Here is a 16,887-nt window from a genome sequence, read left to right on the forward strand (position 1 = left end):
CAAGCGTTCGCAAGGGTCGGAGGAGCCGGATTGAACAGCTTTCGGAATAGCAGCCAGTTCGTCGTCACGGTCCGCGCGGGGCAGTGCCTGGCCGGTCGGCGGGAAACCAAACGCGCTTCTGGTGGATGCCGGGGAGGCCGCCGATGAGCGCTCCTTATTCGGTGCATCGCCGGCAGATGGAACTGATCCTGCTCGCCTGGGGCATGCCGCAACAGCATGCGGAACGCACCGCTGAAGTGCTGTCATGGGCGGATCTGCATGGCGTGGAGAGCCACGGCGTTTCGATGCTGATCGAATACGACATGCGCTTTCGGGCCGGCCGGCTGAAGATGAACGCGGATTACAAGGTTGTACGCGAGACGCCGGTATCCATCCTGGTCGACGGCGACGGCGGCATGGGGCACGTCGCCTATGCCATGGCGGTCGATGCGGCCATCGCCAAGGCGAAGCAGAGCGGCATCGCGGTCGCCGCGGTGCGCAATTCCTCGCATTTTGGCGCCGTCGGCTATTTCACCGATCTTGCCGCGCGCGCCGGGCTGATCGGCATGGGTGCAACCAGCGCGGCCGGCATTCGTGTCGCGCCGACGGGGGGTGCGGAAGCCAAGCTCGGCACCGATCCGTGGTCCTTCTCGGCGCCAAGCGCCGATGAAGACCCGTTTCTGCTCGATATGGCGACGACCACCGTCGCCTACGGCAAGATCCGCAACAAGATGAACGAGAGCCAGCCGATGCCGGTCGGCTGGGGCTATGACAGCCAGGGCCAGGTTTCGACCGACCCGCTCGATGTCACCCGGCGCGGCGGCTTCATGTCGCCGCTCGGCGGTACCCTCGAAGGATCGAGCTACAAGGGTTACGGCCTTTCGATGATGGTCAATATCCTGTCGTCCTGCCTCACCGGCGCGACACTGATCACCGACCCGCAACATACCAAGAAACCCAAGGGCTTTGACATCGGCCATTTCTTTCTGGCCATCGATCCGAAGCTGTTTCGCGGCGAGGGCGAGTTTGAGGCGGACGTCGCGGCGCTTTGCGGCGCGTTGCGTGGCACCAAACCCGCCGTCGAGGGTGAACCGGTGATGGTCGCGGGGGATCCGCAATGGAAGATGGCCGAAAAGCGCATGCGGGACGGCATCCCGATCGGTCCGGGCCTGCGCGCCAAACTGCTGGCCGTGACTGAGGCCGCGAGTGTGGAGTGGCTGCTGGACGACGGTTCGAATCGCGCCGAGAGTGCTGGGCCAGCGCCGAAAACGGCAAACCAGAGGTAACGCGATGAAGACGATTGCCGTCATAGCCATGGGTGAAATGGGTTCCGGCGTTGCCCGGCGCCTCACCGAGCGCGGTGCCCGCGTGCTGACCTCGCTTGCCGGCCGAAGCGCCGCCAGCGCCGAACGGGCGGCCGCTGCCGGCGTCGTGGCGGCGGACGACGCTTCGCTGATTTCTGAAGCGGATATTTTCCTGTCGATCGTGCCGCCTTCGTCGGCGGCCGAGACGGCCGAGCGTTTCATGCCGCTGATCGAAAAGGCGGCGAGAAAACCCGCCTTCATCGACTGCAACGCCATTGCCCCGCAGACGCTGCATGCCATCTCGAAGCCGTTCCTCGAACGCAACCTGCCTTTCATCGATGCCTCGATCATCGGGGCGGCGCCGAAATCCGACGGCTCCAGTCCGCGCCTCTATATGTCCGGACCGATTTCGGACGAAGCCGAAACGCTGAAGACGCTTGGCCTCGATACGCGCGTGGTTTCCGACGCGCTCGGCGACGCCTCGGCGTTGAAGATGGCCTATGCCGGCATCACCAAGGGATTCCAGGCGCTGGGCACGTCGATGGCGTTGGGTGCCGCCCGCAACGGCGTGAACGAGAGCTTCGTCGAGGAACTGCAAGCCAGCCAGCCGGCGCTCTACGCCTGGCTCTCGAAGCAACTGCCGACGATGTATGCCAAGGCTTACCGCTGGGACGGCGAAATGCGCGAGATCGCCAGGTTCCTGGAGCCGGAGCGGGGCGCGGCTGGAATGCTAACGGGCGCTGCCGACCTCTACGAACATGTGGCGGAGGACAACCGCGCAGGTCCGAAGTCGGAAATCATCTCGACGCTCGATCGCTTCGTGAAACGGCAGGCGTAAAGGTTGCCGCCCAGCCGATGGCTGACGAAATCGGCAAAGGTTTCGATTGCCCCATCGACCGGACGGGAATACTTTCGTCGACACTAAAATACAAGGCGGATTAATCCGCCTTACCGGAGGAAGCATCTTGAATTCAGATCGGCAACCGTTTTGGGCGGAGGGTTTCCGCAACCCCATTGCTCAGGAATCCGGGAGGTATCGCCATGGCGCTTAGAGATCCGATTGCAGCGATCGTCATCTTCGCGTTCTCGCTGACGGCATTCATCATGGCGCGCGACTACGGCGGCGGGGCAGAACTGTTTCCGCGCGGCATTTCCGCCATCATGATGGTCTGCTCGGTGCTGCTGTTCATCAGGGGCATCGTGCGGCCGACCGACGGTGAGCGCATGAATGGCGGCGAACTGTTTCGCGTCGGAACGGTGATCGTCGGCACGCTGCTTTACATGATCGGGGTCGACTATCTCGGCTTCGTCACCGCCAGCTTCATCTATGTGCCGGCGACGGCCTATTTCCTCGGCATCCGCAATCACCTGCTGGTCTGGCTTTCCACGCTCATCTTCGTTTCGCTCGTGGCTTTTCTGTTTCGCAGCGTTTTCCTGGTCCCGCTGCCGCGGGAACTCATCTTGACCTTCTTCTGAGCGCGAGGCTTCCATGCCCGAACTTGACCACGTATTTAACGCCTTCTTCGCGGTTCTGGCCTGGCAGTCGTTGCTGGCTATGTGCTGCGGGACGTTGATCGGCATCATGCTCAGCGCGTTGCCGGGCTTGAGCGCCACCATGTGCATCGCGCTAGCCATTCCGTTCACCTACGGCATGGACGTGCTGCCCGCGCTCGGCCTGCTTGCCGGCATCCACAACGGCGCTTCGCAAGGCGGCGCGATTCCCGCCGTCCTGCTGCGCATCCCCGGCAATGCTGGCTCGATCTGCACGGCCTGGGACGGCTATCCGATGGCCCAGCAGGGCAATGCCGGCGGCGCGATCAATCTCGCGGCCTGGTCTTCGGCGGTCGGCGGCATGATCAGCGCGCTGTCGCTCGTCCTCTTGGCGCCGCCGCTGGCCAAGGTGGCTCTCGCGTTCGGCCCGCCGGAAATCTTCTGGGTCAACGTGTTCGGCCTGGTCACCATCTCGTCGATGCTGGGCGACGATGTTCTCAAGGGCGTCCTCGCCTCCTGTTTCGGGCTGCTGATCGGCACGATAGGCCTCGACAACGTGTCTGGCCACGAACGCTACACGTTCGACATGCTGCAACTGGTCAACGGCATTCCGGAACTCGCCGTCATGGTCGGCATGTTCTCGCTGCCGCCGGCCTGGGAGATGGCGCAGCAGATCCATGTTCACGGCGCCAAGTCCGTGTTCCAGATCAACACCGACAAGGGCTTCTGGAAGTTCAGCCAGGTGTGGTGGGTGTGGATCAAGTCGTCGCTGATCGGTATCATCATCGGCATCCTGCCGGGCTCGGCGATCAGCGCCTTCATCGCCTACAACGAGGCCAAGCGCAGCTCGAAGCATCCCGAAAAATTCGGCAAGGGCAGCATCGAGGGACTGGCCGCCGCCGAATCCGTCAACAATGCCGACAATGCCGCGGCCATGATCCCGACGCTGACGCTGGGCGTGCCAGGCTCCAGCATCGCGGCGCTGATGCTCGGCGCACTGCTGATCCAGGGCTTCCAGCCCGGACCGCAGCTATTCCGTGACGCGCCGGAAGTGGTCTACGGCTATTCGTGGCAGATGTTCATCACCTCGGCGCTGCTGATCGTCTTCGGCGGCACCATCGCCAACAAGTTCTTCGCCAACATCCTGCGCATTCCGCAGGCGATGCTGCTGCCGCTCATCGTGGTGATGGTCATCGGCGGCGGCTTTGCGGCGCAGAACTCGATGTTCGACGTCTACATGGCCTTCATCTTCGGCCTCGTCGGCCTCGGCATGGTGCGCTTCGGCTTTCCGATCGCGCCGGTTATCATCGGCGTCGTGCTCGGGGGCAAGGCCGAGTTCAATCTTCGCGTGTCGCTGCTGATGTCGGCTGGCGACACGTCGATCCTCTACACTAGGCCGATCTGCATCATCCTGATCTTCCTGTCGGCTCTGCTGCTGTTCTATCCCGGCATCCGCTATGTGAACGACCTGCGCAAGTCGAAGCGCAACGGCGGCCGGGAGATCTCGGTGGAGAATTGATCGACATGAATTCGGGCAAGGGCCGGCTAGCTGCCGGCCCTTTTCGTGAAGGGCTCCAAACCGCGACATGATCCGATTTCGCGGCGAAAAGCCTGTTGTTTCCGCGTGAAAGTCTCTGTATACAATTGTACGCAGAGCTTCCAAGCCAGTCGATTTCGAACAGATTTCCGGCATGCACCGGACACTCATGGAGGATGGACGGAATGAATTCCGCAGACCCGAACGGTCAGCGCGCATGGTATGAGATCGTGCGCGATGTCCTGAAGGAAAACGACGTCAGGCTCGTCACCTATGTGCCGGACAACGTGCTGTCACCGCTGATGAAGGCGTTGCACGAAGACCCGTTTTTCACCACCTTCTGCTGCACGCGCGAGGAAGAGGCGGTGGGCATCGTCACCGGCGCCTGGATGGGCGGCATGCTGGGCGTGGTGCTGATGCAGACCAGCGGTTTTGCCACGCTGCCCAACGCGCTGGCCTCGCTCGCCGTGCCCTATCAGATACCGCTGCTGATGATCATTTCCGAGCGCGGCTCGCTTGGCGAGTTCAACCTCGGCCAGGCCATGGTGTGCCGCACGATGCGCCCGTCGCTCGATTCCATGGGCATTGAGCACCACACGCTGCGGCGGCTCGACGAGGTGGCGTTCATCGTCGACCGCACCATCAGCCAGGCCGTGTCGACGCAGGCTCCCGCGGCGCTGATCCTCAATGCCCTGTTGACCGGCGGCAAGGTCGAGAAGAAGGAGAAATGACCATGGCCGGCAACAACAAACAGGCGCAGCACAACCACCGCAAGGTGATGAGCCGGGCCGATCTGAGCAAGCGTCTCGTCGGCAAGCTGAAAAACGACGAGGCGGTTATCGGCGGCATCGGCTGGACCAATTTCGAACTGTGGGGGGCGGGGTTCCGTCCGCAGAATTTCTACATGCTGGGCTCCATGGGCCTCGCTTTCCCGATCGCGCACGGCGTCGCCATCGCGCAACCCAACCGGCGCGTCTTTGGCCTCGAAGGCGATGGTTCGCTGCTCATGCAGATCGGCGCGCTCGGCACCATCGCCAGCCGTGGGCCGAAAAACCTGGTGATGATCGTCTGGGACAATGGCGCCTACCAGATCACCGGCGGGCAGCCGTCGACATCCGCGACCGTCGCCGACCTCGTCGGACTGGCGCGCGCGTCAGGCCTGGAGAAGGCGTTCTGGGCCGACGACGAGGCACATTTCGACAAGCTGATCGACCGTTCGCTGTCGGAGGACGGCCCGTTCTTCATCGCAGCCAAGATCGACAGCCAGAAGCCCGCCGCCACGACGCATCGCGATCCCGTGCAGATACGCGAGCGTTTCATGCGCGGTCTCGGCGTGCGCAAGGAGCCGCATGCGCTTTAAGTTTGTCAGCTCGCGCCGGCTATGTCTCGCACATGGTCGGCGAGCGCCAGCGACGAGGTCAGTCCGGGCGACTCGATGCCGAACAGGTTGATGAGGCCGGCAATGCCGTGCGTGCCGGGGCCCTGGATCATGAAGTCCTGGCTGGCGATTTCGGGCGGCACGATTTTCGGCCGCATGCCGGAATAGGCCGGCAGCAGTGCACCGTCCGCGAGATCCGGATAATAGCGCCGCACGCCGGCGTAGAAGCTTTCCACCCGCTGCGGGTCGACCTCGTAGTCGATCCGGTCCACCCATTCGATGTCCGGGCCGAAGCGGGCCTGGCCGGCCATGTCGAGGGTCAGGTGGACTCCCAGCGCTCCCTTGACCGGCACGGGATAGATCAGCCGCGAGAAGGGCGCTTTTCCGGCGAGCGAGAAGTAGCTTCCCTTGGCGAAATATCGCGTCGGCACCAGGGCCGGCGGCATCCCCTCGATCGCCGCCGCCAGCACCGGGGCATTCAGCCCGACGGCGTTGACCAGGGTGCGGCACCGCAATGTCATTGGATCGGCGCCGCCGACATCGAGCACGATGCCGTCGCCGTCCACCTTGCCGCACACGATGGGGCTGTTCAGAACCAGCGCGGCACCCGCATTCTCGGCGTCCCCGAGCAGCGAAAGCATGTAAGCATGGCTGTCGACGATGCCGGTCGATGGGGAGAGAAGCGCACCGGTGGTTGCCAGGGCGGGCTCCAGCGCCAGCGCCTCGGCCGCTGAAATCTTTCGCAGCTCGACGCCGTTGGCTGCGGCGCGCGCGGCAATCGCGGGCAGCCGTTCAAGCTCCTCCTGCGAGGTCGCGACGATCAGCTTGCCGCAGTTTTTATGCGGCAGGCCCCGTTCGCGGCAGTAGGCATAGAGTGCTTCGCGGCCGGCGACGCAAAAGCGCGCCATCAGGCTTCCGGCAGGATAGTAGATGCCGGCGTGGATGACCTCGCTGTTGCGCGCCGAGGTCTCGGTTCCGAATGCATCCGCGGCCTCGAGGATAACCACCTCGCGACCGGCAAGAGCCAAGGCACGTGCCACCGCGAGGCCGATGACGCCCGCACCGGCGACCACACAATCCAGCTGTTCCATGCTGCCGTTCTATCGCGGCTCCGGCGAGGCGGCTAGGCGACCCGCGAGACCAATTCACCACCTTCGAAATGCGCCTTCAGATTGTCGGAGATGCGCTTCATCGCCACGGAAACCGATTCCGGCGACCGGCCGGCCATATGCGGCGTGATGATCAGGTTCGGCGCGTCGAGCAGTTCCGGCGAAACCGCGGGCTCGCCCGCGACGACATCGATCGCCGCGCCGGCGATGCGCTTTTCGTGCAGTGCGCTGATCAATTCGCCGGTGTCGACGATGGTGCCGCGGCCGAGATTGATCAGGTAGCCTTGCGGACCGAGTGCGTCGAGGAATTCGCGGCCGACCAATCCCCTGGTGTCGGGGCCTCCCGGCATGACGATGATGATGTAATCATTGTCCCGGGCCAGTTCCAACGGCGTCGCCTTGTAGGCGAAATCGACGTCATCGCGCTTGTTGCGATTGTGGTAGCTGATGGTCATGCCGAAACCGGCTGCCCGCTCGGCGATCTGCAAGCCGATCTCGCCGAGGCCCATGATGCCGAGCCGCTTCTTCCAGGCCAGCGCACGCGGTCCGCGCGACTGCAGCCAGGCGCCTTCGCGGACGCGCTTGTCGGCCCACACGATGTTGCGGGCGATTGCCAGCAGCAGCGCCATGGCATGGTCGGCGACGGAAAAGGCATTGGTGCCCTTGCCGGTGGTCAGGACGAGGCCGAGTTCCTTGACGGTCGCCATATCGACATTCTCGTGGCCGACGCCCTGCGTCACCACCATCTCGATCTTCTTCATGCGGCGCAGCTGAACGCCGGTGACGCCGATCGAACCGTTGGTGACGAGGGCACGGGTATTCGGAAACGCGTCGATCGCCTTGTCGAATTCCTCGGGCGAGGGGGTGTAGTGAACGACGAAATCCTTCTCGAAGAGTTCCAGTCCCGATGATGGAAACTGAACGCGAACGATAATTTCAGGCTTCATGCTGCCTTGTCCCCTGCCTTGTCGTCTTCCGCCGCCAGCACGGCCAGAAGCTCCGGATAATCCTTGTCGAATGGAAGCGTCGACGCCTTGAACCTGGCGTGAGCCGCCCCGATGGTTTCCGAGATCGCCCGCGACAGCACCGGCTCGAGGCCGAGGCTTTCCAGAGTAGCCGCCGCCTCCTTCATTTCGGTAACGCGGCGGGCGCCGTGCTGTTGCGTCCGGCCGATGTAGTAGGTCGCCGTCTGGCGCCAATCGAGGCCGGGAAACGTCTCGGAGATCGAATCGAGGATGCGCTCGCGCACGCCGGCTTTCTCGGCGGCGGTGAGGCTCTCGATCAGCAGGGCCTCGACGCCCTTGACGATGATGGAGCGGATCATTTTCACCGCGCAGGCCTGGCCGATCTCGGTGCCGACCGCCTCGATCTCCATGCCCGCCCTGGTCAGGATCTCCGCTGCCCGCTCTGCCGCCGCGCCGGCCAGCAGGATGGGCACCTTGTGTTCGTAAGGCGGCACCCGCGCCATGACCGCGCCCTCGACGAAATCGGCGCTGCCACCTTTGGCCAGCGCTTCGGCGACGCGTTTCTTGGCGTCGGGGGAGATGGAGTTGAGGTCGATGAATATCTGCCCCGGCTTCAGGTGCTGGCCGGCAGCCTCGCCGACCTTGACCGCGGCCGAGCCCACCACCAGCGACAGCACGATGTCGGCGCCGGCAAGCGCGTCCTTCAGATCGGCATGCGCCTTGACACGGCGGGCTTCCGCCTGGCTGAGAAGATTGCCGGTCTGCGCGGCGTCCGCGAAACGGATGTCGAAAGCCGACAAGGCGGTAACCGCCGGCTCCTTCGCCAAGCCGTTGGCCATAGCCTGGGCTGCCTCTCCAAACCCGATCAAAGCAATGTGAGTCATGAACTTTCCCGTTTGAATCCCGCAGTTACGATGGGTCCTATTCTCCATCGGTCACGCGGAAGATCAATGTTGTATTTTTCTGTCGACCTTTGTATGCAATGAAGCCATGTCGTGCAAGATGGCCGCTGTCACAAATTTGCGGCCACGTCGGAGGAGGACAAGCCATGCAAACAAATCTGCTCAAGGAACGGCTCAAATCCGGCGAGCCGGCCTTCGTCTTTTCCGTCCGCATGGCGCGTACGGTCAACATCGTCTCGCTGGCACAGGCGGTGGGCTATCACGGCATTTATGTGGACCTGCAGCACAGTTCGATCTCGATCGATACGGCGGCCCAGATATTCAGTACGGCTCTTCACAGCGAGGTGACGGCCTTCGTTCGTGTTCCGAGCCTCGAACCGGGGCTGATTTCACGCGTGCTGGATGCCGGCGCGCAAGGAATCCTTGCGCCCGACATTCGCTCGGCCGAGGAGGCGAAGGCGCTGGTCAAGGCAGCGCTGATTTCGCCGAAGGGCGATCGCTCGGTCGGTGGCGGCATCCCCAATCCGCGGTTCCAGGGCCTTGCGGGCAACGCCCTGACGACCGCCATCAACGATGCGACGCTGCTGATCGCGATGATCGAGACCGAGGCCGGGGTCGAAGCCGCCGCCGACATCATCGGCGTTGACGGCATCGACGCGATCCAGATCGGCAGCAACGACCTCACCACATCGATGGGCATTCCCGGCCAATACAAGAACGAACGGGTCAAGGAGGCATATCGCAAGGTGATCGAGGCCTGCAAGGGGGCCGGCAAGCCGCTGATCATCGGCGGAATCCGCAAAAGCGACGAGTTGGAGCCTTATGTGCGGATGGGTGCGGCTCGCTGCTATTTCACCGGCGCCGACAGCGTTTTCATGGTCGAGGGCGCCAGGATGTTCCTCGCCGAAGCCAAGACCGCCGACGCGGCGATCACAGGCTGAATTCAACAGCGGTCTGCAGGAGGGTTTGCGCGACACGGAGGAGCAAAACCCTCGCTGGACTCGTCTTGCCTACAAATGTATACAAAAGTATTCGCAAACTTTGACTGGGAGGTATTGGAATGCGAAACCTGCTGAAATTGGCTGGCGCGATGGCGCTTGGCCTGGTCTCGACCGCGGCTTTTGCGGAATATCCCGAACGCCCGATCATCGTCATCAATCCCAATTCCGCCGGCGGCGGCACCGATGTCGGCATTCGCACCTGGCAGCCCTACGTCGAGGCCTGCCTGGGCAACGGCGCCGCGCTGGTTCCGACCGCGATGCCGGGCGCTGCCTCGGCCGTCGGCATCGAGGCGCTGCACAAGGCGGCACCCGACGGCTACACGATCGGCATGGCGAACATGCCGAACCTGGTCACCAACAAGCTGTCGAAGTCCGAGCCGTCGATCGCCGACGACTTCGTCTGGATCGGCAATGTCATTGGCGTTCGGTCCACGCTCAATGTCCAGGCGGACAGCAAGTTCAAATCGCTGAAGGAAGCGATCGACCACATCAAGGCGAGCAGCGGCCCCATCAATGTCGGCATGGGCGGCATCGGCGCGGACGACCATCTGGTCGGCCTGCAGTTCGAAAAGCTCGTCGGCGTCAAGCTTAACTTCATCCCGTTCGGCTCCGGTGCGGATTCGCGCAACGCGCTGCTCGGCGGCCAGGTCGAATTCGCCTTCATGTCGAATGTCGAGGCGGCGGGTTTTCGCGAGGAAGTGAGGCCGCTTGCGGTCGCCGGCGAACAGCGCACGGATCTGTTTCCCGATACCCCGACCTTCACGGAAGAAGGGCTGGAACTGGTCGGCGGATCGACCCATGTGATCGGTGCGCCAAAGGGCTTCCCCGAGGAAGCGCTCGCCAAATGGCGCGAATGCATCCAGGTTGCCGCCAAGGATCCGAAATTCCTCGAGGATGCCAAGAAGCGCTCGCTCTCGCTGAACGTCATGACCGGCGAGGAAACCGAAGCCTTCATCCGCAGCCAGGCAAAACAGTTGGAAGAACTCTGGGCCAGCGACCCATGGATCAAGCCGTGATCGCATAATCCAGGCATTCGCCTCGGCGGATATGTCGCCGGCATTCCTGCCGGCGAGGCCCTTCCGCATATTTCGCAATCCAGGAGACGCCATGAAGATCGATCTTGAAAACCTCGTGGACCGGATCGCCGACCGTGTCTCCGGCCGTGCGCCCTGGAAGGATATCATGGAGGACGAGCCGGGATTGGTCGAAGCGGAGGCCTACAGCGTCCAGGCCGGCCTGATGCGCCGCCGCATCGCGGAAGGCGAAACCGTCATCGGCTACAAGGCGGCCTATACCAGCGCCGCCATCCAGGCCCAGCGCGGCAATGGCGGGCCGATCGCCGGCGCCATCCTGCGCTCGGCGCATCTGCCGGAGAGCGCTCCGATCGCCATCGTGCCGAACAGCCGCAATGCGGTCGAGCCGGAGGTCGCCATCCTGCTTGGAGCCGACCTGCCGGGCCCTCGTGTCACGCCGCTCGACGTGCTGCGCGCCACCGAAGCGCTGCTTCCGGCGATCGAGGTGGCGGTCGGGGCGCCAGGCAATGTCGAACGCACCCGCCACATGGTGATCGCCACCCACAAGACGGCGGGCAGCATCGTCGTCGGCGGGCCGGGCCTGTCGCCGGCGGGCATTGATCTGCGCGTCGAGGGCTGCGTGATGTCGATCAACGGCGAGGTCCGGGGTTCGGCCACCGGCGTCGAAGTGATGGGCGATCCCTACAACGCCGCCGCCTTCATCGCCAACACCGTGCTGGCGAATGGCGACATGCTGCGCGCCGGGATGATCCTGATGACCGGGTCGATCATCGCCGCCATCCCGATCTCGGCGGGCGACGATGTGCGGGTGGATTTCACCCGGCTCGGCAGCGTCGGCATCAGGTTCGCTGCGTAGGCCCGGTCAGTCGACGCGGTGCAGCACCTCGCCGCCTGAAAAATGCGCCTTGAAATTGCGCGAGATCTGGCGACGGGCCGCGACGACGGCTTCCGGCGAGCGGCCGCCTATGTGTGGGCTGACGATCAGGTTCGGCGCGCCGGTAAGCGATGCCGGGAGAACCGGTTCGCCGGCCCAGACGTCGATGCCGGCCCCGGCGATGGTCTTGTCGTGCAGGGCCTCGACCAGCGCGTCCGTGTCCACGACGCTGCCGCGCCCGACATTGATCAGCAGGCCGGAAGGCCCGAGCGCCGCCAACACTTCGCGTCCGACGATGCCCCTCGTTTCCGGACCGCCGGGGCAGGAGACGACGAGAATGTCGGAGGCTTCGGCGAGTTCCAGCGGCGACGCATAATACCGGTAGGAGACGCCGTCCTTCGGCTTGCGGTTATGGTAGCCGATGGTTGCCTCGAAGGCCTCGGCGCGCTTGGCGATGGCGAGACCGACTTCGCCCAGGCCGATGATGCCGACGCGTTTTTCGTAGATCAGCGGGCGTGGCGCGCGCGCCTCTTCCCAGACGCCGTCACGGGTGGCGCGGTCGTTGGCGGGGATATCGCGCAGCACCGCAAGAATGAGCGCCAGCGCCTGCTCGGCCACCGAAAAGGAGTTGGTGCCGGCATTGTTGGCGACCACGATGCCTTTTTCATGCACCGCGGTCATGTCGATCTGCTCGAAGCCGACGCCGACGGTATGGATGATCTCGAGCTTCGGCATGGCGCGGATCTGCTCTCCGGTCAGGCCGATCGAACCATTGGTCACCACCGCCCGTGTCCGCGGACCAAAGTCCCTAATCGCCTGTTCGAGCAGTTCCAGGGACGGCGCATAGTGAACGACGAAATCCTCCTCGAGCAGCGCGATGCTCTCCTTGGGAAAGGGGACACGCACGATGACTTCAGGCTTCATGGCTGCATTCCTTGCATTTGCTGATCGAGAGCTGACCCTGAGCTATTTGACCCAGGGTTCCTTCGCCCACATCGATGTCAGTGCCGCATCCGTCTCGTCGACGAAATTGGTTGTCTCGTCGGCCGTCATCGGGAGCAGGGGCATCTTGCGGGTTTCCGCGTCGGCGATGAACGCCTTGTCCGCCGCGATCGTCGTCACGCAGTTGCGCCATTTCTCCAGCACTTCGGCGGGGACGCCCTTGGGTGCCGCGATCAGCAGCCGCGAGCCCATGATGATGTCGTGGCCTAGCTCCCGGAACGTCGGCGTGTCGGGCAGCATCGGGCTGCGCTCCTCGCGCGCGATGGCAAGCGGCCGTATGTCCGTGATGTCGCGGCCGAACTCGCCGCTCGACATCAGCGCCAGGTCGACATGGCCGCCAAGCAGGGCGAGGCGCGTTTCGGCGCCGCCGCCGAACGGGATGAGGTTGAGCTTTATGCCCGACAGTTCGGCGAGCCGCAGCCCGGCGAGATGGTCGTCATTGCCGACGCCGCCGATGCCGACATTGAGCGGCGTGCCGCTTGTCTTGGCCTTGGCGACGAAATCCGCGAAGCTCTTCAACTCGCTCTCGGTGCGGACGGTGAGCGTCGAACTCGCCCCGCTGAGGTTGCCGATGTAGTCGAAGCTGTCCTTCGTCCACTTCGCGTCCTTGCCGAAACGCTGGCTGATCAGGTCGGGAGCGGTGGTCTGGCCCATCGTGTAGCCGTCTGGCGCTGCAAGCGCGAGGTCGGTCATGGCGATACTGCCGCCGGCACCCGGCCGCATTTCGATGACGATCGAAGCGCCATTGCCCAGGCATTTTTCCATATAGGGCGTCCAGGTGCGCAAGGCGATGTCGCTGGCGCCGCCGGCCTTGTAGCCGAGCAGGTAGGTGATCGGCTTCTCGGGATATTCCGCATGCGCCGCGCCGGCCGCCAGAGCGAGCGACGCGGTCAAGGACAACAACAAAGCTGTGGCTTTCATTCCCTTGCTCCTCCCAGAGACGTCGTCGGGATTTCCGGACGACTGCGAATTCGCGCTGACCGCGAAAATCTTCAGTGCTTCGTGGCGACGGGCGGGTGGGCTTTCAGGGCCTCTTCGTTGACGTCGGCGCCCCAGCCCGGTCCGGCCGGCAGACGCATATGGCCGTCCTCGATGACCGGCGCCTGGGTGATCAGGTCGTTGGTCCACGGCACCTGTACGACGTCCATCTCCATGACGCGGAAATTCGGCACCGCCGCGCAGAAATGGGCACTCATCAGCGTTGCGATCGGACCGCAGAAATTGTGCGTGGCGACGTTGATCTCGAATGCGTCGGCCAGCGCTGCCATGCGCATCGATTCGAGAATGCCGTTCCACGGCACGTCGATGATGGCGACATCCACGGCCTCCTGTTCGAGATAAGGGCGAAGCTGCCTGCAGCCGCTCAGCGTCTCACAGGAGGCAATCGGGATGCGGCTGCCGCGACGCACCTGCGCCACCGCCGCTGCGCTGAAATTGTCGATCTCCAGCCAGTCGAGATCGAGCGGCTGCAGCGCGCGGGCCATGCGCAGATAGCCTTCCGGGCGGAAGTTGAAGTTGATGTCGAGCTTGATGCCGATGTCCGCCCCGGCACCCTCGCGGAAGGCGGTCATCTGGTCGACCGCCGCGGCGATGGCGGCGCGGGTCGGGTTGCGGTCCGGATCGCCGGACCCGCCGGCGAAACCGGGCCGGTACATGTAGGGCTCGGCCTTGTCGAACATCATCAGGTTGGTCTTCAGTGCGTGGTAGCCGGATTCCCTGACCTTGCGTCCCAGCGCCTTCACGTCGTCGAGCGAGGTGATGCGCGGCACGCCGAGGTCTTTCCAGTTGGTGACGTGGTAGGAGCCGCAATGCGACCAGTACATGCGGATGCGGTCGCGGATCATGCCGCCGATCAGTTCGTAGGCGGGAACGTCGAGCGACTTCGCCTTGATGTCGACGAGGGCGTTTTCGAGTGCACCGATGGAGCGCGCGACAGCGCCGAAAGGCACGCCCCACGATGCCCGGCGGAGGCGGTCGACCAGCGGCTGGACGCGGCGCGGGTCCTCGCCGATCAACTGCTGGCCGAGATGCCGCACCAGCGGCGACAGCACGCCGTTGATATGGTTCTCGGGGAATTCGGCCCAGCCGACCAGTCCGGCATCGGTGCTGACCTTCAGGAACGAGAGGTTGCGCCAGCCGGCGCTGCAATAAAGTGTTTCGACGCTGCTGATTTTCATGGCCTGCCGGGTGATGACATTGAGACAAGTGGGCAAAGCCGAAGGCGGTTGCGCCTTCGGCTTGAAGGCTATTTCCAGGGCTTGCTGTCCCAGATCCTTTTCAATGCGGTGTACTCGCCCATGGCGAAGGCTTCCGTCTCGGCAGCGGTCATCGGCGTGAAGATGAAGTTTCTTTCCTCGATCGCCTTCCGGTAGTCGGGGTTCTTGCCGACCTCCTGGAAGCACTTGTCGAGCTTGTCCTTGACGTCTGCCGGCAACCCGTTGGGCGCCCCCATCAGGAACGTGTTGCCGCCGGTGATGTCGTAGCCGAGTTCCTTCAGGGTCGGCACGTCGGGCAGGCCTGAAAACCGCTCCGCTCCCGCCACTACCAATGTTTCGAGCTGGTCCTTGAAGTTGGCGCTCTCGGTTACCGACAGGCCGAGTATATCGACGTGGCCGCCCATCACCGCGTTTCTCGCAAGCGGCGATTCCACCATCGGGATGAATTCGAATTGCGCGCCGCTGGCTTCCATCAGGCGGAGCAGGACGAGGTGGTCGTCGGCGCCGGCCTGGGTGATGGCTGCCTGGACGGGAGCGGCCTTCGCGGCATCGAGCAGATCCTGGATCGTCTTGAACTTGCCGCCCTTGCGCGCGCTGATGGCAACGCGCGAACCGACCAGGTTCGACAAATAGTCGAAACTGTCCATGGTGTAGCGGGGCGGGTCGTTTGCGATGGTGCCGACCGGCAGATTGGGCGTCAGCAGGCTGCCGAGCGTATAGCCGTCGGGTGCAGCCGCGGCGATGTCGATCATGCCGAGCACGCCGCCGGCGCCGGGCTTGTCGATGACGACGATCTCGCCGCCCAGGCATTTCTCCAGGAACGGTTCGGCGATGCGCACGCCGACATCGGCGCCGCCGCCCGGCGCGTACGGCACGATGTAGGTGATTACCCGGTCCGGATACTCCGCGAAGGCCGCCGTTGCCCACACCGTCGCGACAGCCGCCGCCAGCAATCCGATGCCACGCCTCATGATATGTCGAACTCCCAGTTCCGCCTGATGAAGTCGCTCGAAATGCCGGAAGACCCGCCTGCCGGTTCAACCGGCTCGGCGTCGTTCCGCTATTGCCAGGGATCGCTTTCCCAGAGCGCGCGCAGATCCGCTTCCTCCTTGGCGATGAAGTCCTTCACCTCCTTGTCGCTCATGATGTTGAGGCTGACAGACCGCTTGTTCGCTTCGTCGAGGAAGGCCGGGTCTTTCGCCACCTGCGCGATGCAGTCGGCATATTTGGCGCGGATATCCTCCGGCGTTCCGGCCCTGATGCCGAGCACATGGTTGGAGCCCGCGACGAGGTCGTAGCCGAGTTCACGGAATGTCGGGACATCGGGCAGCGATGGCATGCGTTCGGCGGATGCCACCGCGAGCACAGTCAGCTTGTCCATGAAGGGCCCGGTCTCGGTGTTCGACAGGCTGCCGACCTGGACGTGACCGCCCATGATGGCATTGCGCACGTTGCCGGCGCTTTCGAGCGGCAGCGTGGTGAATTTCAGCCCGGCCATCTTGGCAAACCGCAGCGCCATCAAGTGATCGTCGGCGCCGAGCGACGAGGTGCCGAGATTCATCGGCGTTGGCGATTCCTTCGCGGCCTTGATCAGATCATCGACCGTTTTGATCGGGCTTTCCTTGGCGACGGTCAGCGTCACATTGGTGCCGACGATGTTGCCGACCAGCTCGAACTGGTCGAGCTTGTAGCTGGTGCCGGTTATCGCGCCGATCTCGAAGTTCGGTGCGTTCAGCGTCGAGATCATGTAGCCGTCGGGCTGTGAGGTGGCGAGTTCGGTAAAGCCGAGCTGACCGCTGGCGCCGGGCTTGTTGACGACAACCATGGTCGCGCCGTTGCCGATGCATTTTTCCAGATAGGGCGCATAGGTGCGCACCGCGACGTCGGTGCCGCCGCCGGCGCCGAACGGCACGAGAAAGGTGATGGGGCGGTCGGGAAAGTCCGCGGCGGCGGTGCCGATGCCAGCCGCGACGACCAGCGCTGCCCCGAATAACGTGGTTCTGAAGCGCATTTTCTTCCTCCCTGAATGCGGTTTATGTCCGCTTCCCGGGCCGCCGTCGCAGCCCTCGCAGTATCTGCTCCCGCCGAGGTTCTT

The 16,887-nt window shown here is 63.9% G+C and carries 17 protein-coding genes; 9 read left to right on the forward strand and 8 right to left on the reverse strand.

Annotated features, from left to right (window positions below; genetic code table 11):
• Positions 1-143: 143 nt before the first annotated feature.
• The 6 genes from OHD58_RS21610 to OHD58_RS21635 all read left to right on the forward strand — a co-directional run bounded on the left by OHD58_RS21610 (position 144) and on the right by OHD58_RS21635 (position 5,671).
• Positions 144-1,265 (forward strand): Ldh family oxidoreductase, encoded by a 1,122-nt coding sequence (locus OHD58_RS21610; protein WP_263805524.1) that lies wholly within the window; start codon positions 144-146, stop codon positions 1,263-1,265.
• Between the two features lie 4 nt (positions 1,266-1,269).
• The gene (locus tag OHD58_RS21615) at positions 1,270-2,121 is read left to right on the forward strand and encodes an NAD(P)-dependent oxidoreductase (protein WP_263805525.1); all 852 of its coding nucleotides are present in this window, start codon (positions 1,270-1,272) and stop codon (positions 2,119-2,121) included.
• A gap of 203 nt (positions 2,122-2,324) precedes the next feature.
• Positions 2,325-2,759: a tripartite tricarboxylate transporter TctB family protein gene (locus OHD58_RS21620; protein WP_263805527.1), complete on the forward strand. Its 435-nt coding sequence runs from the start codon at positions 2,325-2,327 to the stop codon at positions 2,757-2,759.
• 13 nt (positions 2,760-2,772) lie between these two features.
• Positions 2,773-4,293: a tripartite tricarboxylate transporter permease gene (locus OHD58_RS21625; protein ID WP_263805529.1), complete on the forward strand. Its 1,521-nt coding sequence runs from the start codon at positions 2,773-2,775 to the stop codon at positions 4,291-4,293.
• Positions 4,294-4,496: 203 nt separating this feature from the next.
• Positions 4,497-5,042, forward strand: coding sequence for a thiamine pyrophosphate-binding protein (locus OHD58_RS21630; RefSeq protein WP_263805530.1), 546 nt, complete (start codon positions 4,497-4,499; stop codon positions 5,040-5,042).
• Positions 5,043-5,044: 2 nt separating this feature from the next.
• On the forward strand, positions 5,045-5,671 hold the full coding sequence (locus tag OHD58_RS21635) for a thiamine pyrophosphate-dependent enzyme (protein ID WP_263805531.1): 627 nt from the start codon (positions 5,045-5,047) through the stop codon (positions 5,669-5,671).
• 5 nt (positions 5,672-5,676) lie between these two features.
• Here the strand turns inward: OHD58_RS21635 and OHD58_RS21640 are convergent, their stop codons facing one another.
• From OHD58_RS21640 to OHD58_RS21650, 3 genes are read right to left on the reverse strand one after another with little or no spacing between them, the layout of a single operon-like run.
• Positions 5,677-6,780 carry an NAD(P)/FAD-dependent oxidoreductase gene (locus OHD58_RS21640; RefSeq protein ID WP_263805532.1) on the reverse strand — a complete coding sequence of 368 codons (1,104 nt, stop codon included), beginning with the start codon at positions 6,778-6,780 and terminating at the stop codon, positions 5,677-5,679.
• Positions 6,781-6,812: 32 nt separating this feature from the next.
• Positions 6,813-7,745 (reverse strand): 2-hydroxyacid dehydrogenase, encoded by a 933-nt coding sequence (locus OHD58_RS21645; protein ID WP_263805533.1) that lies wholly within the window; start codon positions 7,743-7,745, stop codon positions 6,813-6,815.
• Positions 7,742-8,647, reverse strand: coding sequence for an NAD(P)-dependent oxidoreductase (locus OHD58_RS21650; RefSeq protein ID WP_263805535.1), 906 nt, complete (start codon positions 8,645-8,647; stop codon positions 7,742-7,744). The genes OHD58_RS21645 and OHD58_RS21650 overlap by 4 nt, the downstream gene beginning before the upstream one ends.
• A 164-nt stretch (positions 8,648-8,811) precedes the next feature.
• On the opposite strand from OHD58_RS21650, the gene OHD58_RS21655 reads away from it, so the two are divergent.
• From OHD58_RS21655 to OHD58_RS21665, 3 genes are all read left to right on the forward strand, one after another.
• A complete protein-coding gene (locus OHD58_RS21655) occupies positions 8,812-9,606 on the forward strand; it encodes an HpcH/HpaI aldolase family protein (RefSeq protein WP_263805537.1) in 795 nt (264 codons plus the stop codon).
• Between the two features lie 119 nt (positions 9,607-9,725).
• Positions 9,726-10,682, forward strand: a complete 957-nt coding sequence (locus tag OHD58_RS21660) for a tripartite tricarboxylate transporter substrate binding protein (RefSeq protein WP_263805538.1) — start codon at positions 9,726-9,728, stop codon at positions 10,680-10,682.
• Between the two features lie 91 nt (positions 10,683-10,773).
• Positions 10,774-11,556 (forward strand): 2-keto-4-pentenoate hydratase, encoded by a 783-nt coding sequence (locus OHD58_RS21665; RefSeq protein WP_263805540.1) that lies wholly within the window; start codon positions 10,774-10,776, stop codon positions 11,554-11,556.
• A 6-nt stretch (positions 11,557-11,562) separates the two neighbouring features.
• Here the strand turns inward: OHD58_RS21665 and OHD58_RS21670 are convergent, their stop codons facing one another.
• From OHD58_RS21670 to OHD58_RS21690, 5 genes are all read right to left on the reverse strand, one after another.
• A complete protein-coding gene (locus tag OHD58_RS21670) occupies positions 11,563-12,498 on the reverse strand; it encodes a 2-hydroxyacid dehydrogenase (RefSeq protein WP_263805541.1) in 936 nt (311 codons plus the stop codon).
• Positions 12,499-12,540: 42 nt separating this feature from the next.
• Positions 12,541-13,497 carry a tripartite tricarboxylate transporter substrate binding protein gene (locus tag OHD58_RS21675; RefSeq protein WP_263805542.1) on the reverse strand — a complete coding sequence of 319 codons (957 nt, stop codon included), beginning with the start codon at positions 13,495-13,497 and terminating at the stop codon, positions 12,541-12,543.
• A gap of 71 nt (positions 13,498-13,568) precedes the next feature.
• Positions 13,569-14,753 (reverse strand): mandelate racemase/muconate lactonizing enzyme family protein, encoded by a 1,185-nt coding sequence (locus OHD58_RS21680; protein ID WP_263805543.1) that lies wholly within the window; start codon positions 14,751-14,753, stop codon positions 13,569-13,571.
• A 68-nt stretch (positions 14,754-14,821) separates the two neighbouring features.
• Positions 14,822-15,763 (reverse strand): tripartite tricarboxylate transporter substrate binding protein, encoded by a 942-nt coding sequence (locus OHD58_RS21685; protein WP_263805545.1) that lies wholly within the window; start codon positions 15,761-15,763, stop codon positions 14,822-14,824.
• 89 nt (positions 15,764-15,852) lie between these two features.
• Positions 15,853-16,803 carry a tripartite tricarboxylate transporter substrate binding protein gene (locus tag OHD58_RS21690; RefSeq protein ID WP_263805546.1) on the reverse strand — a complete coding sequence of 317 codons (951 nt, stop codon included), beginning with the start codon at positions 16,801-16,803 and terminating at the stop codon, positions 15,853-15,855.
• Positions 16,804-16,887: the final 84 nt, after the last annotated feature.

Origin of the sequence: Mesorhizobium sp. ZC-5 (genome assembly GCF_025753855.1) — a bacterium.
In the GTDB taxonomy this organism is placed as follows: Bacteria; Pseudomonadota; Alphaproteobacteria; order Rhizobiales; family Rhizobiaceae; genus Neomesorhizobium.

Bases quoted from the DNA above. Each gene is read 5' to 3' on its own strand.
- OHD58_RS21610 (WP_263805524.1), top strand. From the start codon at position 144: ATGAGCGCTCCTTATTCGGTGCATCGCCGGCAGATGGAACTGATCCTG.
- OHD58_RS21615 (WP_263805525.1), top strand. From the start codon at position 1,270: ATGAAGACGATTGCCGTCATAGCCATGGGTGAAATGGGTTCCGGCGTT.
- OHD58_RS21620 (WP_263805527.1), top strand. From the start codon at position 2,325: ATGGCGCTTAGAGATCCGATTGCAGCGATCGTCATCTTCGCGTTCTCG.
- OHD58_RS21625 (WP_263805529.1), top strand. From the start codon at position 2,773: ATGCCCGAACTTGACCACGTATTTAACGCCTTCTTCGCGGTTCTGGCC.
- OHD58_RS21630 (WP_263805530.1), top strand. From the start codon at position 4,497: ATGAATTCCGCAGACCCGAACGGTCAGCGCGCATGGTATGAGATCGTG.
- OHD58_RS21635 (WP_263805531.1), top strand. From the start codon at position 5,045: ATGGCCGGCAACAACAAACAGGCGCAGCACAACCACCGCAAGGTGATG.
- OHD58_RS21640 (WP_263805532.1), bottom strand. From the start codon at position 6,780: ATGGAACAGCTGGATTGTGTGGTCGCCGGTGCGGGCGTCATCGGCCTC.
- OHD58_RS21645 (WP_263805533.1), bottom strand. From the start codon at position 7,745: ATGAAGCCTGAAATTATCGTTCGCGTTCAGTTTCCATCATCGGGACTG.
- OHD58_RS21650 (WP_263805535.1), bottom strand. From the start codon at position 8,647: ATGACTCACATTGCTTTGATCGGGTTTGGAGAGGCAGCCCAGGCTATG.
- OHD58_RS21655 (WP_263805537.1), top strand. From the start codon at position 8,812: ATGCAAACAAATCTGCTCAAGGAACGGCTCAAATCCGGCGAGCCGGCC.
- OHD58_RS21660 (WP_263805538.1), top strand. From the start codon at position 9,726: ATGCGAAACCTGCTGAAATTGGCTGGCGCGATGGCGCTTGGCCTGGTC.
- OHD58_RS21665 (WP_263805540.1), top strand. From the start codon at position 10,774: ATGAAGATCGATCTTGAAAACCTCGTGGACCGGATCGCCGACCGTGTC.
- OHD58_RS21670 (WP_263805541.1), bottom strand. From the start codon at position 12,498: ATGAAGCCTGAAGTCATCGTGCGTGTCCCCTTTCCCAAGGAGAGCATC.
- OHD58_RS21675 (WP_263805542.1), bottom strand. From the start codon at position 13,497: ATGAAAGCCACAGCTTTGTTGTTGTCCTTGACCGCGTCGCTCGCTCTG.
- OHD58_RS21680 (WP_263805543.1), bottom strand. From the start codon at position 14,753: ATGAAAATCAGCAGCGTCGAAACACTTTATTGCAGCGCCGGCTGGCGC.
- OHD58_RS21685 (WP_263805545.1), bottom strand. From the start codon at position 15,763: ATGAGGCGTGGCATCGGATTGCTGGCGGCGGCTGTCGCGACGGTGTGG.
- OHD58_RS21690 (WP_263805546.1), bottom strand. From the start codon at position 16,803: ATGCGCTTCAGAACCACGTTATTCGGGGCAGCGCTGGTCGTCGCGGCT.